General features: G+C 61.4%; 11 protein-coding genes and 2 tRNA genes. 6 read left to right on the top strand and 7 right to left on the bottom strand.

Annotated elements, in window-relative coordinates:
* Positions 1–78: 78 nt before the first annotated feature.
* The 3 genes from ABG82_RS00145 to ABG82_RS29285 all read left to right on the top strand — a co-directional run bounded on the left by ABG82_RS00145 (position 79) and on the right by ABG82_RS29285 (position 3,124).
* Positions 79–1,080 carry a helix-turn-helix transcriptional regulator gene (locus tag ABG82_RS00145; RefSeq protein ID WP_043078250.1) on the top strand — a complete coding sequence of 334 codons (1,002 nt, stop codon included), beginning with the start codon at positions 79–81 and terminating at the stop codon, positions 1,078–1,080.
* Between the two features lie 153 nt (positions 1,081–1,233).
* Positions 1,234–2,471 (top strand): IS3 family transposase gene (locus tag ABG82_RS00135; protein WP_109475879.1). Its coding sequence is split into 2 segments (ribosomal slippage): positions 1,234–1,525 and positions 1,525–2,471, totalling 1,239 coding nucleotides; the frame shifts between segments, so codons are not numbered across the junction.
* A gap of 203 nt (positions 2,472–2,674) precedes the next feature.
* Positions 2,675–3,124: a helix-turn-helix domain-containing protein gene (locus tag ABG82_RS29285; protein WP_078343402.1), complete on the top strand. Its 450-nt coding sequence runs from the start codon at positions 2,675–2,677 to the stop codon at positions 3,122–3,124.
* Here the strand turns inward: ABG82_RS29285 and ABG82_RS00125 are convergent.
* From ABG82_RS00125 to gyrA, 4 genes are all read right to left on the bottom strand, one after another.
* Positions 3,112–3,187, bottom strand: a tRNA-Ala gene (locus ABG82_RS00125). The two genes, ABG82_RS29285 and ABG82_RS00125, sit on opposite strands and share 13 nt — an antisense overlap.
* A gap of 310 nt (positions 3,188–3,497) precedes the next feature.
* A tRNA-Ile gene (locus tag ABG82_RS00120) sits at positions 3,498–3,574 on the bottom strand.
* Between the two features lie 48 nt (positions 3,575–3,622).
* Positions 3,623–4,588 (bottom strand): DUF3566 domain-containing protein, encoded by a 966-nt coding sequence (locus ABG82_RS00115; protein ID WP_054173131.1) that lies wholly within the window; start codon positions 4,586–4,588, stop codon positions 3,623–3,625.
* Between the two features lie 10 nt (positions 4,589–4,598).
* Positions 4,599–7,115, bottom strand: a complete 2,517-nt coding sequence (gene gyrA / locus ABG82_RS00110; protein ID WP_043079394.1) for a DNA gyrase subunit A — start codon at positions 7,113–7,115, stop codon at positions 4,599–4,601.
* Between the two features lie 112 nt (positions 7,116–7,227).
* Between gyrA and ABG82_RS00105 the strand changes: the two genes are divergently transcribed.
* Positions 7,228–8,235 carry an SAM-dependent methyltransferase gene (locus ABG82_RS00105; protein WP_052511082.1) on the top strand — a complete coding sequence of 336 codons (1,008 nt, stop codon included), beginning with the start codon at positions 7,228–7,230 and terminating at the stop codon, positions 8,233–8,235.
* 6 nt (positions 8,236–8,241) lie between these two features.
* Here ABG82_RS00105 and ABG82_RS00100 read toward each other — a convergent pair whose 3' ends face one another.
* The 3 genes from ABG82_RS00100 to ABG82_RS00080 all read right to left on the bottom strand — a co-directional run bounded on the left by ABG82_RS00100 (position 8,242) and on the right by ABG82_RS00080 (position 12,267).
* On the bottom strand, positions 8,242–8,814 hold the full coding sequence (locus ABG82_RS00100) for a YdeI/OmpD-associated family protein (RefSeq protein WP_043079372.1): 573 nt from the start codon (positions 8,812–8,814) through the stop codon (positions 8,242–8,244).
* Between the two features lie 1,322 nt (positions 8,815–10,136).
* Positions 10,137–11,684, bottom strand: coding sequence for a DUF4185 domain-containing protein (locus ABG82_RS00090; protein WP_043079371.1), 1,548 nt, complete (start codon positions 11,682–11,684; stop codon positions 10,137–10,139).
* A 361-nt stretch (positions 11,685–12,045) separates the two neighbouring features.
* Complete coding sequence (locus ABG82_RS00080) at positions 12,046–12,267, bottom strand: hypothetical protein (RefSeq protein WP_043079369.1); 222 nt, start codon at positions 12,265–12,267, stop codon at positions 12,046–12,048.
* Between the two features lie 143 nt (positions 12,268–12,410).
* Here ABG82_RS00080 and ABG82_RS00075 point away from each other — a divergent pair, with 143 nt between their 5' ends.
* Both ABG82_RS00075 and ABG82_RS00070 read left to right on the top strand, forming a co-directional pair.
* Positions 12,411–13,247, top strand: a complete 837-nt coding sequence (locus tag ABG82_RS00075) for an arylamine N-acetyltransferase family protein (RefSeq protein WP_043079368.1) — start codon at positions 12,411–12,413, stop codon at positions 13,245–13,247.
* 9 nt (positions 13,248–13,256) lie between these two features.
* Positions 13,257–13,961: a methyltransferase family protein gene (locus tag ABG82_RS00070; RefSeq protein WP_043079367.1), complete on the top strand. Its 705-nt coding sequence runs from the start codon at positions 13,257–13,259 to the stop codon at positions 13,959–13,961.
* Positions 13,962–13,963 lie beyond the last annotated feature (2 nt).

Raw genomic sequence — 13,963 nt, 5'->3', positions numbered from 1 at the left:
AAAGTGTTGTCGAGGATGGGCGCTGCGACCATGTTCGACGGAGTCAGAAACTTGTGAATTCAGCTCAAAGGGACTATGGTGAACCTCAATGACGAGGGCGTGCCTCCGCTCATGTTCGTGCAACTGCTCGAGAGCCAAGCACTCGACTCAGACGCTGCAGCGCGGCTTCGCAACATCATGGCTCGCGAAGGAACCAACGAGGCGATGCTGATCCAGCATGACGTCCAGGCCCCGATCCGGTGGTTTCGGGAGGTCTACCCCGAACTCGACGTCGACCAGGCAACCCTGCTCGGCTTCACATTCGCTGAACAGGCCCAATTGACGTCCTTCGGCCCGTTGAGTTTTCCGCTGGTCAGCGCAGGCTCGGTAGCCGAGATCGTAGAGCTGCTCACCTACTTGCCGTTGATCTCGACAGCACTCAGCCCACAGTTCCATCCGAGTGACCACGGCCTCACTGTCGGGCTCACCGCGCATACAAGCGACCTGGCCCTGGACTGCCTGGTCGTTGCCTACAGCGGGTCAGTGCTCCTGCGGCTGCTTGCCATGCTCGCCGGCGACATGCCGACGGTCACACTCCACCTGAGCTGGCCAGCGCCGACCTCTCTGACCCACCATAAGGACGTGCTGGCCGGGCGCCTGTGCTTTGACGCTCCAACGTCCTTTCTCTATATCCCCGCAGACACGCTCAACGAGGTCTGCCGGTTCTCCGATCCCCTCGCTTATCGACTCGCCATCGTCGATCTGCAACGAACTCTCGACCAGCGGAGCAGAACAACGTCGTTCTCAGAGAAGGTGAGACGACTGTTGGAGCAGCATTCCGGACAGCGAGGTAGCCATTGGGTCGCACATGAGCTGTCGATATCCGCCAGCACGCTCAAGCGCCGCCTCGCCGAAGAGGGGACCACCTTTCGCGAGTTGCACCAGTCATTCCTGCGCGAGCGCGCGATGCTGCAGCTACTCGACCAATCAATGTCGGTGAGCGAGATCGCCACAGATCTCGGATACAGCGACCTCACCAACTTCTCACACGCTTTCAAGCGATGGACCGGCCGCTCTCCGAGCGAGTTCCGGCACACGTAACGCTGAGCCATCCCGGGCCGTCCGCGGTGAATGGGAGTGTCAGATTTTCGGTGTAAGTGGCGTTGTTAGCACCGGTGGATCCAAGGGTGTAGCGCAACACTAGGTGAAGTGTTCGGGGTTCCGTTCCGACCTCTATCGGAGAGGATCGAAGCCATGCCACGTCAATATCCGCAGGAGTTCCGTGATCGGGGTGTCCGGATGGTCGCCGAGGCGCGGGAGGACAACCCGCAGGTGACCGAGTACGGGGCGATCCAGAAGGTCGCCGCCCAGCGCGGCTGCAGTCAGCAGGGATTGACCCGCTGGGTGCGCAAACGTCAGATCGACACCGGTCAGCGCACGGGCGTGACCTCCGCCGGGGATGAGGAGATCCGCCGGCTCAAACGCGAGAACGCCGAGCTGCGCAGGGCGAATGAGATCTTGAAGACGGCGTCGGCGTTTTTCGCCGCGGAGCTCGACCGTCCCGCCCAGCGATGATCCGATACATCGACCGGTATCGGCATCGGTTCGGGGTCGAGCTCATCTGCCGCACCCTGCGTGCGACGGATGCGGGGTTTCTCACCTCCCGCGGCTACCGCGCCGCCAGGACCCGGCCGCCATCCGATCGCGCTCTGATGGACCGGGAACTGATCGACGAATTGCGGCGGATCCATCGGGACAACTTCTCCGTCTACGGGGTACGCAAGATGCACGCCGCGATGCGCCGAACCGGATGGGACATCGGCCGCGACAGAACCGCGAGATTGATGAAAGCTGCTGGTTTGCAAGGCGTTCAGCGAGGACGGAAGGTGTTCACCACCCACCCCGACCCCACTCAACAACGCCCCGCCGATCTCGTTGAACGCCACTTCCACGCGAGCGCCCCGAACCGGTTGTGGGTCGTCGACATCACTTACACCCGGACCTGGCAATCGATGGCCTACACCGCGTTCGTCACCGACGTCTGCACCCGCAAGATCGTCGGATGGGCCGTCACACCGACCATGCGGACCGCCGATCTTCCCCTCGAAGCGTTCAACTACGCGATCTGGCAGACCGATGGCGCAGACCTGCGTGACCTCATCCACCACAGCGACCGCGGCAGCCAATACCTCAGCGTGATCTACACCGATCGGCTCGCCGAACTCGGCATCACCGCCTCGGTCGGATCCCGCGGCGACAGCTACGACAATGCCCTCGCCGAAGCCGTCAACGCCGCCTACAAAGCCGAACTGATCCGCCGCGGCCCCTGGAAAACCGTCGAGCAACTCGAGCTCGCAACAATGGAATGGGTGCACTGGTTCAACCACGAACGCCTGCCCGAAGCCCTCGGGTATCGCACCCCCGTCGAAACAGAGGCACACTACAAGTACGAGAGCCGACCCACCCTGGCTCTACCAACCGGGCCGGAATGAAACCCAGGGCACTTCAGGCACTGCCCGAATGAAGGGAGGAGAAGGGATCCTGCTCCAGGTCGTTCATTCAGCCCTGGGTTCTAGTAGTGACCCTATGGTGGAGGCTAGGGTTTCTGGGTTCACGACATCTGTCACAGGTGATACGTCGCTGATGAGTCGGGACATACGTCGCACCCCTGCCGCGGAGGCGAGAGTGACCGTGCATGTCCCGTGCACGCGTCGCAGTGATGAAGGTCGTCTCCCACCAGCTCTCGGTCACCGACACTGCCCGCCAGTACGGCTACTCACGCCGCCAGCTCCACCGCCTGCTCGCCCGCTACCGCACCGACGGCCTCAATGCCGTCGAACCGCGCTCCCGGCGACCGAGCTACACCAGAAGCGGTACACGAGAAGATCATCGACCTATGAGCTTCCGCCACGCCGGCAGGATGCGTCACCTCGGCATCGGAATCGAACATGCCGGCAAACGCGGCATCGCCGTAGCCGACGACCACACCATCACCGTCATCCACCTCGACACCGGCGAAGTCATCGCATCAAACGACATCCAGCCCGACAAGGCCTACTGGCGCAACACGCAGAAAGCCCCCCCGGCCGATGGCCGGGGGCTTCCTCGTGACTCATGTCGCGACTCATCACATGGTGGAGGCTAGGGGATTCGAACCCCTGACCCTCGCCTTGCAAAGGCGATGCTCTACCAACTGAGCTAAGCCCCCGTATTCGGTTGTCACCCACCGAGTGGGCGCCGGCTGACCGCCAAACTACGACCTCGTGGTGGACATGTCCACCACAGCATCCCTGCCGGTCAACCCCTCATCGAACCCGTCAGCTGGAGATAATGCTCGAACTCCTGACATCTACCTTGCAAAGGTAGCGCTCTACCAACTGAGCTAAGGCCCCTCACCTGCTGCTGTGTGCCACACTTCCATGTTGCTGCGAGCCACGGTGAGTGCTGCCGCGTAGGCCACGCCCAGCAGTGCGAGCACCAGCAGCAGCACTCTCACGTGGTGAACCTCCCAACAAGTGTGGTGGGGCTAGGAGGACTCGAACCTCCGACCTCTTCGTTATCAGCGAAGCGCTCTAACCGCCTGAGCTATAGCCCCTGAACCGAACGCAGAGATTACCGCACAGATGCGGTGCATCCCAAACCGTTAGTCGCGATCGGCCAATGTGATCTCGATACCACCCACAAGATCCGTGGTCAGGTTGTAGATGAACGCCCCGATCGTGGCGGCGGCGGTCATCAGAACAATGTTCACCAAACCGATGAGCAGCGCGGTACCGAAGATGGTGCCGCTGGACACCAACTCACCGCCGCCGCTGTTGGTGATGAGCTCGCCGACGTTCTCGTTGAGCTTCGACCACACGCCCATCGCGCCCAGCACCAGGTACAGCATGGCGACGGCGATCATCCAGACGAAGAAGAACACCACAGACAGCACCAGCGACACCTTCAGCGTCGCCCACGGGTCGATGCGCCGGATCTGCATGGACGCACGCAATGGCCCCCGTCGCGAGGGACCCACGGTAATTGCGGAGCCACCTTGTGCCGCTTCACTTCGGCGCGGGGGACGGGGGACCGGACCGGACAGGTCCGGGAGGTCCTCGTTCTTGAGGGCGCTCTTGGGGGCGCGTACCGGCTCCTGCGCGCTGGACTCGCCCCACGGGGTGCCCGAACGCGGCGGCTCCGGCCGTTCAGCCCTCTCAGCCCTGTCGGAGCGCTCCGGTCTGTCGGGGAGCTCTGGCACCTCGTCATAGGCCTCCGGCTCGGCTTCCGGCTCCGGCTCGGGACGGGTGGGCGGGGTGGTGAATCCGGCCGGTGCAGCCGTTCCAGAGATGAATCTGCTGAGCCTGGCATCGAGTCCCGCGGACGGGCGACTCGTGGGTCGTGGGGCCGATGTGGGCGCAGTCGGAGGGGCTGACGCGTCGTCCACGATGGGAATGATCTCCGTCGGTGCGCCACCGGGGCGCGGTTCGCGGCCCTGAATCCGCTGCGGGCCGGTAGCGGCGGCGTGTGAACCACGCCGCCGCTCCGCCCGCTGCCAGGGAGGTAAGTCCGTCTGTTCCACGGGGCGTTCGTTCGCGCCAGAATCCCCGGGATCGTTCGGTGAACTCACCTACTGCTCCTTACTCGCTCTCGGCGCCGACCGTACCGTCATCGGGGTCAGCATCCCCCTCATCGGCATTATGCGCGATCGCCAACAGGGTGTCGCCCTCGCCGAGGTTCATCAACCGCACGCCCTTGGTCTGGCGGCCGGCCTTCCGAACCTGTTTGGCGATGGTGCGAATGACACCGCCGCCGGAGGTGATGGCGTACAGCTCCGATTCCTCGTCCACGACGAGCGCCCCGACCAGGGAGCCACGGCGCGGGTCGTACTGAACAGTCAGCACACCCTTACCGCCGCGGCCCTGCACCGGGTACTCCTCGATCGCGGTGCGCTTGGAGTAGCCGCCCGAGGTGGCCACCAGCAGGTAGGTGCCCTCGCGAACGACGTTGAGCGACAACAGATCGTCCTCACCGTTGAAGCGCATACCCTGCACGCCGGAGGTGGCGCGGCCCATCGGGCGCAACGCCTCGTCGGTGGCACTGAATCGGATGGACTGCCCGTGCGCCGAAACCAAGAGCAAATCGTCCTCGGCCGAGCACAGCACCGCGCCCACCAGCTCGTCGCCGTCACGCAGGTTCACGGCCACCAGGCCACCGCTGCGGTTGGAATCGAACTCGGTGAGCTTGGACTTCTTGACCAGGCCATTCTTGGTGGCGAGCACCAGGTACGGCTGGTCTTCGTAGCTCTTGATCTGGATGACCTGCGCGATGCGCTCCTCCGGCTGGAAGGCCAGCAGGTTGGCGACGTGCTGACCGCGTGCGGTACGAGCCGCTTCGGGCAGGTCGTACGCCTTGGCGCGGTAGACACGGCCCTTGGTGGTGAAGAACAGGATCCAGTCATGCGTCGAGCACACGAAGAAGTGCTTGACGATGTCGTCCTGCTTCAGGCCCGCACCCTGCACACCCTTACCGCCGCGCTTCTGGCTGCGGTAGAGGTCGGTCTTGGTGCGCTTGGCGTATCCGGTTTCGGTGATGGTGACGACGACGTCCTCGCGCGCGATGAGATCCTCATCGGCAACATCGCCGTCGGCCGAGATGATGCGGGTGCGGCGGTCGTCGCCGTACTTCTCGGTGATCTCGGCCAGCTCGTCCTTCACGATGGCGCGCTGACGTTCCGGCTTGGCCAGAATGTCCTCGAGATCGGCGATCTCGGCCTCGATCTTGGCCAGGTCGTCGATGATCTTCTGCCGCTCCAGGGCCGCCAGGCGGCGCAGCTGCATATCGAGGATGGCCTGCGCCTGGATCTCGTCGACGTCCAGCAGCTCGATCAGGCCGGTGCGGGCAATGTCGACGGTCTGCGACGCGCGGATCAACGCGATCACTTCATCTAGAGCGTCAAGGGCTTTCACCAAACCGCGCAAGATGTGCGCGCGCTCGTTCGCCTTGCGCAACCGGTACCGGGTGCGCCGGATGATGACGTCCAACTGGTGATTGACGTAGAGCCGGATCAGCTGATCCAGTCGCAGTGTGCGCGGCACACCGTCGACGATGGACAGCATGTTGGCGCCGAAGCTGGTCTGCAGCTGGGTGTGCTTGTAGAGATTGTTCAGTACCACCTTGGCCACGGCATCGCGCTTGAGCACCACCACAATTCGCAAACCGACACGGTCGGAACTCTGGTCCTCGATGTTGGAGATGCCGGCGATCTTGCCGTCGCGCACCTGCTCGGCGATCGAGGTGATGAAGTTGTCGTGGTTGACCTGGTAGGGCAGCTCGGTGATCACCAAAGACGTTCTGCCCTTGGAGTCTTCCTCGATCTCGGCCACACCGCGCATACGGATGGAGCCGCGTCCCGTGGTGTAGGCGTCGTGAATGCCTTGCGTCCCAACGATCAAGCCCGATGTCGGGAAGTCAGGGCCGGTGATCTTCTCGCAGACCGCCTTGAGGGTGGTCTCCTCGTCTGCCTCGTGGTTGTCCAGCGCCCAGTAGACGGCCTCGGCCAGCTCGCGCAGGTTGTGCGGCGGCATGTTGGTGGCCATGCCGACCGCGATGCCGCCCGAACCGTTGGCCAGCAAGTTCGGGAACCGGCTGGGCAGCACGGTCGGCTCCATGACCCGGCCGTCGTAGTTCGGAATGAAATCGACTGTCTCCTCGTCGATTTCACGAAGCATCTCCATGGCCAGCGGCGTCAGCCGGGCCTCGGTGTAACGCATGGCGGCGGCAGGATCGTTACCCGGTGAGCCGAAGTTTCCTTGGCCGTCCACCAGCGGGTAACGCAGCGACCACGGCTGCGCCATACGCACCAACGTGTCGTAGATGGAGGCGTCGCCGTGGGGGTGGTAGTTACCCATGGTCTCGGCGACCGAGCGGGCCGACTTGGCGTGGCTCCGGTCGGGGCGGAAGCCGGAGTCGTACATCGCGTACAGGACGCGGCGATGTACTGGCTTGAGGCCATCGCGGACTTCGGGGAGGGCGCGGCCCACGATCACGCTCATGGCGTAGTCGATGTAGCTGCGCTGCATCTCCTGCTGGATGTCTACCGGTTCGATTCGGTCGACGGCGTCGTCACCGCCGGGGGGCAGCGTTGTGTCGGTCATGTGCTCCTCGTTCATGCTCCGCCCGCAGAAAGCCGGGCAACCACCCCAGCCTAGTCACTTCACCGGCCGGTTTCCCGGACGCTGCCCCGTGCGTCGTTCTCAGCGGCATTAGATGCCGATATCTAAAGTATCGGGTACTGTTTGTTACGCATGCGCGAGCCGCAACGGGGCGGCCAGAACCGAAAGGGAGCTGCCACTCATGACCACTCTGACGTCTGATTTCACCGATGAATCCACCGGCGAGCGCCTACGGCGCTGGGCCGACGAGTGGCGGCGCATGGCGGCCGTCGCGGTATCCAATGCCGACGGCCCCAAGACTGGGATGGTGTACGACATCGTCGGACCGCAGAATCTGTTCGGCGAGGAATCGCTCTTCATCAACTTCGGCTACTGGCGCGACCATCCGACGACCTTGGACGAGGCCAGCCGCGATCTTGCCCGCCTGGTTGCTTCCAGTGCCGGATTCACCGCGACGGACGTGGTGGTGGATTGCGGCTGTGGATACGGCGATCAGGACATTCTCTGGGCCAATGAGTTCAAGGTGAAGAAGATCACCGGGGTCAACATCGCCGAGGAGCAGATCGCGATCTCCACCGAACGTGTCGCGGCCGCGGGTCTGTCCGGCACCATCTCCTACGTCAAGGCGTCGGCGACCGACCTGCCGTTCGAGAATGAGTCCTGCACCAAGGTGGTGGCGCTGGAATCGGCGTTCCACTTCCCGTCGCGTATCGACTTCTTCCGCGAGGCGTTGCGCGTGCTCAAACCCGGCGGGCGATTGGTGACGGCAGACATCGTTCCGCGACGCACCGCCCTCACCGCGATCGCGCGCAACCAGGTGGCACGGCGCGGTTGGCAAGGTGCCCCGGCCAACGCGGTGCCCTGGGCCGTCGATGTGCAGGGCTACCGGGATCTGCTGTTGGATATGGGCTTCGCGCGTTCGGAGACATGGTCTATCGCCAACGACGTCTATCCACCGCTATCGCGGTTCCTTGCCAAGCGGCTGCGCCAGCCGGACATGAAGCACGTCAATCCGTTGTTGCGGGCCCAATTCAACTCGGTGGGCATGCGGCTGTTCTCACTGCATTCGGACTACATCGTGGCGGTGGCACACAAGGCGTAACGGCCTTTAGTGCAACGTCTTTCCTTCGCCGAGTAGTTCCACGTACTGCGTTATGCGACGAGTCCGGGTCTCTGGTTTCTTGATGGTGGCAAGCCGGAACAAGAACGGCCAGCGTGCCGTCTTGGTGAGAGAATCGAAGAATGTCAAGGCTTCCGGCTTAGCCTTGAGTGCCTGCGCGAAATCCTCAGGCACCTCGATGGTGGCCTGCGAGCTGTAGGCGGCATCCCAGCGGCCATCGGCCTTGGCGGCATCCACCTCTCGTTGACCTGCCGGCCTGACGCGACCCTCATTGGTGAGCCGCTCGATGTGGCCGACATTGATCTTGGACCAGGTGCTGCGCGCGCGTCGGGGAGTGAACATGCGCAGGGTGTACTGCTCATCGAGCGACTTGGCTTGCCCGTCGATCCACCCAAAGCACAGCGCTTCTTCCAGGGCTTCTTTGTGGTTGATGCTGGGGATGCCGGCGGCTTTCTTCGCCATCTTGATCCAGACACCGGGGGAGTCCTCATGGTTGTCTTCCAGCCATGCTTCCCAGTCTTGTTGGGAGGCAAAGTAGATGGTGGGACGGTCGACGGCCATGCGGTCACTCTAGGGGTGGGTGGTGACAGCGGTTACACCTTCGGAAACCATATCGACCCACGCTTGGACAGTACGAATCCGCGACCATCGGTGTCCTTACACGCAGTTGTGCCTGCATCATCGACGCCACAGACAACGCCATTAACCGTGATCGAGTGAAGTACGGGCAGGACCTTTAGTTCATGCCCTTGGATCTTGCCATCCACAAATGGCGTAGATGCAGTAGGCCGAATTCCCGTCCCGGTAGCGACGTATGTATACGGGTTCTTATCCTTATCCGATATTCCCGGGATGTTGTCTCCCGTGCATCCGGCAGAATCCATCAGAAAGTTGCATCGAACACCATCGGGCGTTACAAAATACACTCTTTTATTGGCTTCGCGGCCGACATTTGGAAGCAAAATTACGTACTCGTCAACATTCGCCGCTACATAGGCGTTCAGGTCGGGAAATTTTGGGGGCTCGGCATTCGCGTGGCACGCACACAGAACCGCGAGAGCGGACGTCATCGACACTGCAATGGCCATTGCCCGTGTAGACATCTTTTGCATCATCGTACTAGGGCCGCTTTCTTTTCGGCCAGTACTGTTTACAATTATCGAATCGGGTTTGACCTCAATTATATTCGAATGATAGATGTCGTCTTCCGTCGGAAAATGCACCCCTAACCCGACTACCCTTGAAAACTGGGCTCGGCGAGCTAGGAAATGTTCCCGTCGAATCACTGCCGATAACGCCAACGTGTCCCGGACCACGGCGCGAAAGTACTAGACCTGGGGGAACCAGCTAGTGCCGTCCTGCGAGATGACGAAACCGCGCTGTTTCGAATCCTTACACGCGGTAGTCCCTTTGCCGTCCACACCACATGTCACTCCGCCAGACGTTAGTGAGTGAAGCGGCGGAAGTGCTTTTAGTTCATGCCCTTGAATTTTCCCGTCAACAAATGGTGTGGAGCCCATTGGTTGCACCCCCGAGTCGGTGCCAATATCTGTGTACGGGCTCTTGTCCTTTGCCGATACTCCCGGGATGTTACCCGTGCAGCCAGCGGACTGCCCTAGAAAGCTGCAGTGAATACCGTCCGGGGTCACGAAATACACCTTCTTAATCGGTTCCCGGCCCACGTTGGGAAGCGAGATCACATAATCGTCCGCGTTGACGGGTGTATAGCTACTCATATCGGGAAACTTCGGCGGCTCCGCTTTAGCGGTGCAGGCCCCCAAAAGTCCGACTACGTGACTCAGGAGAATCGCCGTTGCGGTTTTAAAATACATAGCGTGTCCTGTCGGTACGTGGTTCAAAGCAGTAGCTCCAACTGAATTCTTCTACTTGTTAGGGTTCACCTCAAATATGCTGGAATGATAAGTATCGTTCGTTGTGGTGTCCCACTGACTACCCATAATCAGCAGCCGGTCCAGTGTTGAATTCGGGAGAATGTACCCGCCGTAGGGCTGCGGCAACTGTCCGCTATTAATCACTGTCGTTGGCGGACCCGCGAATATCTTGTTGGGCTCACCCCCACCCACGCGCACTTCAACATTTCCCGTATCGACATTGAACCCAGACAATACGGGCCTGCCTTGGACCTCACGCAGGCTGATTTCCCCGTACGACTGCCGCCCGCTGAGGCTGACGGCCTCCTGCCCGTTTTGGCCCCAACCGTTCCCAGTCCACGGCTGCCAGTTTTTGCGATCCGTGACGTCCACGCCATCGGGTACCCGATACATGGTTACGCCTTGTCCGCGATCGAACCCGTTCGCGGCTATGTAAGTCGAGCCATCTTTGGCCTGGTAACCGCTGACCTGCGATAGCGACGAATCTTGAGCCGTACGATAACTGGACTCGATTGGCGGCCATCCATTCGAAAAGTCGCCGGTCGCCTTCGTGAACCACGTTCCGCCGTCCGGGTGCAGATCCTTCGTGGCTGCCACCATCGTGTACACGTCGCCGTTATTCATCACAATGCTTCCCGCCGGCAGAGTGTTAGGGCCCTTCCCAACCTCAGCAGCCACCCTGGGGTCTTGGAAAGCTGTCGGAAAGAGCGGGGCCCGACCCTGTTGTCCGTCATAGCCCGTCAGGACATCACCCCAAATCGGCTTGCCTTGTTCATCAAACCCCTTGATTTCCACCGCAACTGACTTGTAGTGGTTACCTCCAAGCCGATCCTCGGAGAATGAGTCGCCGAAGACCGCGATCAGCTTCTTGCCGCCCTTACCATCGGGGATCTCTAGAACCTCCCCGAGATCGGTGCCCTTGACGCCGGAGATCGGAGGCGCGTTCGTGCCAGCGACGGGGCCCAGGTTTCTACTCTGCCCCTGTGGCAGCGGCCCACCTGTCAACACCGTCGTGCCATCGGATCCACCTACGTGGAAGGCGCTTACCTCCTCAGCGATCTTGTGCAGCTCTGAGGCAATGCGGTTATCGACGCCAACAAGTGCTCTTGCGCGTGCCCGGATGATTCCCTCGTAGACGAATTTTGTGATCTTGCGGAATGCGCGGTCGACAAAGGAAGCGTTCGTCTTTCTATCAGTCAGCGAGAGATCCTGATTGACTGTGAAATCATCGCTCTCGGCATCATTAATGGCTGACACAGCTGAGTTTTTGGCGTCCTTCAGGTCCGCTTCTGACGTCTCAGCCGCTGTCTTAGCCGCCCGGATTCTTTCAATCTGGTGCGGCGTTCTGGCGATGACTGCTTCAGCTGTTTCCTTGAACTTGTCTAGGAACTGGCCCTTTCCGATGGGTGATTTTATCGCGTCTCTCGCTGCGTTAAGGATGAACTCGACGTGGTCGGCTACCTCTCCCCAGTTCTTTGCGGCAGCGCTGAGCTGGTCGGTCCGCCATTGTTCAATCTGTGCCCGCGTCGGATCCCCCATCCGGTCCTCCTACATGCCCCGGCGCTCAGCGGCACCGATGTTCCCGGCGTTTTGTTGATCCGTACTTTCGAACGCCTGGACCGCGCTATCCAGCGTTGCGCCCTCCCTTTGAAGGAATGAGCCGCACTGCTTAGAAAAGTGCTCGCTGGCTGCGTACATGGCCCCAATAGCCGCTATGGATTTCTCCGGCCCTGGGCTCTCTGACGGCCTAGGCGCACCCGGAATCAAACTGTCACCCAGTTGCTTCAGCCGCTGTGCCACCTGGCGCGCAAGAGTGACATCAACTTGGAGGCCCTGACCACCTGCGCCGCTACTTGGAGTCACCGCAGGCACGCTGGGACTCCTGACTCCATATTTTTCGTCATCGTCCGTATCGCTGAAATTGGTAGTAGTCGTCTTCGTCGAACTCTGTCGGTAGCGGAGCGGCTGATTTCACTTGCTGTTGAGGATCGGCCGACTGCGTCGTGCTGAGCTGCCTCTTGACCTCGGCGGCGGCCTCACGACCCGCGGCTTCAATGTCCATCACGCTGCGATCGGCCACACTACGGATTAGGTCCAGATCACGCTGAAGCTCGTCGCTCATCCACACTCACCTCCCTATCGCAGCCAGATTTCCCTTCTTATTGTGCTCCGACGCATGGACCGGCCATTCGGTTCCACCCTTTTGCCAGATATGGTCCGCAGCACTACATCGATACTCAGCGCTGCTAGTACGTTGTCCACACCATGTGGAACGGCGATGAGCTCAAACTCGGCGAATATCTGGCCTTCATCGGTTTCGACGGCGATCGGTCGCCGTCCCTGGACACCTTGCGGCGTCTGCAGCGTGGGCACGTCCTGAATATCAAGTGGGAGAACCTCGATGCGGTGCTGCACAAGCACGTCGCATTGGATATCCCGGCGGTTCAGGCCAAGCTGCTGCGCGAGCCCCGCGGCGGCTACTGCTATGAACATGTCGCCCTGTTCGCCGCCGTTCTAGAACGCCTCGGCTTCGACTTCTTCGGAATTCAAGGGCGCGTGCAGATGGGCGCCACCACCATTCGGCCGGCGACGCACGGCATGCTCGTGGTCCGGCTGGACGGACAACAGTGGCTCTGCGATGTCGGATTCGGGACCAGCCCGCTTGCCCCAATCCGCATCGTCGACGAGGACACCATCAACGACGGATCGTGGACGTACCAACTGCTGCGCGGCGAGGTCACACCCAGAGCCGACGGCTGGACCCTGTCCGAGGCCGCCGGGGACGGGACGCAGCCAGGGTGGATGAGCAGATACACCTTCGTGCTTGAACCGCAGTACCCGATCGACTATCGCGCCGCGAGTTACTTCGTCGCCTCGAGTCCCCATTCACCCTTCAGTACAAGGGTTTTCGTACAGAAAATCGCACCCGATCATGCGTACATCCTGGATCACCGCGAGCTCCACGACATCCGGCCCGGCGTGGGGCGAGATACCCAGCGGCTGAGCCCCGAGGAAGTGCTGGTCACGCTCCGAGAAATCTTCGGTATCGAGCTGGGCGTTGATGATTCCCGATTGCTATTGCAGAGGCTCACCGAGCAGTAGCGTCAACCCATGACTAAGACCATTCCGTCGAAATCGCGGCTACTGGTCAAGCTGCTCGTCACCAATGTTGTCTCGACTATCGCGCTGGGTGGATTGCTGATCCTCGCCGCCGGCACATGGCATTGGCCCCAGTTGTGGATCCTGGGCATCGAGGTGACCGTTCTCAACCTCGGTGTGCACCTTTGGTTGTTGAACGAGAATCCCGCGCTACTAGCCGAACGACTCGGATCACCTCGTCAGGCCACCCAAACAGGCTGGGACAAGGTGTTCATGATCTTCGCGATCATCGGAATGCCACTTTGGTTCGCGCTGCCCGGATTCGACCGCCGCTGGGGCTGGTCGAGCGTTCCTATCTGGGTCCAGGCTGCCGGCGCGGTGCTGATCGCGGTGTCGCTGCTATCCATGGTGTCTGTGTTCCGCGCCAATAGCTTCGCGGCGCCGGTCGTGAAAGTACAAGCCGACCGCGGACATTCGATCGCGGACACTGGGCCCTACGCGTATGTGCGGCATCCGATGTACGCGGGAGCCATCCCGTTCTTGATCGGCATGCCGCTACTGCTCGACTCGTGGTATGGGTTGATTGGATCAGCGGTAACCATTGTGGCGCTTGGGTTTCGAGCGGTGGGGGAGGAGCGGCTACTCACCCAGGAGCTTGACGGCTATCCCGAATATGCGGCGAGGGTCCGGTACCGCCTGGTGCCTGGCGTGTGGTGACC

This window comes from Mycobacteroides immunogenum (assembly GCF_001605725.1).
Taxonomy (GTDB): Bacteria; Actinomycetota; Actinomycetes; order Mycobacteriales; family Mycobacteriaceae; genus Mycobacterium; species Mycobacterium immunogenum.
This window is presented reverse-complemented; position numbering and strand designations above follow the sequence as displayed.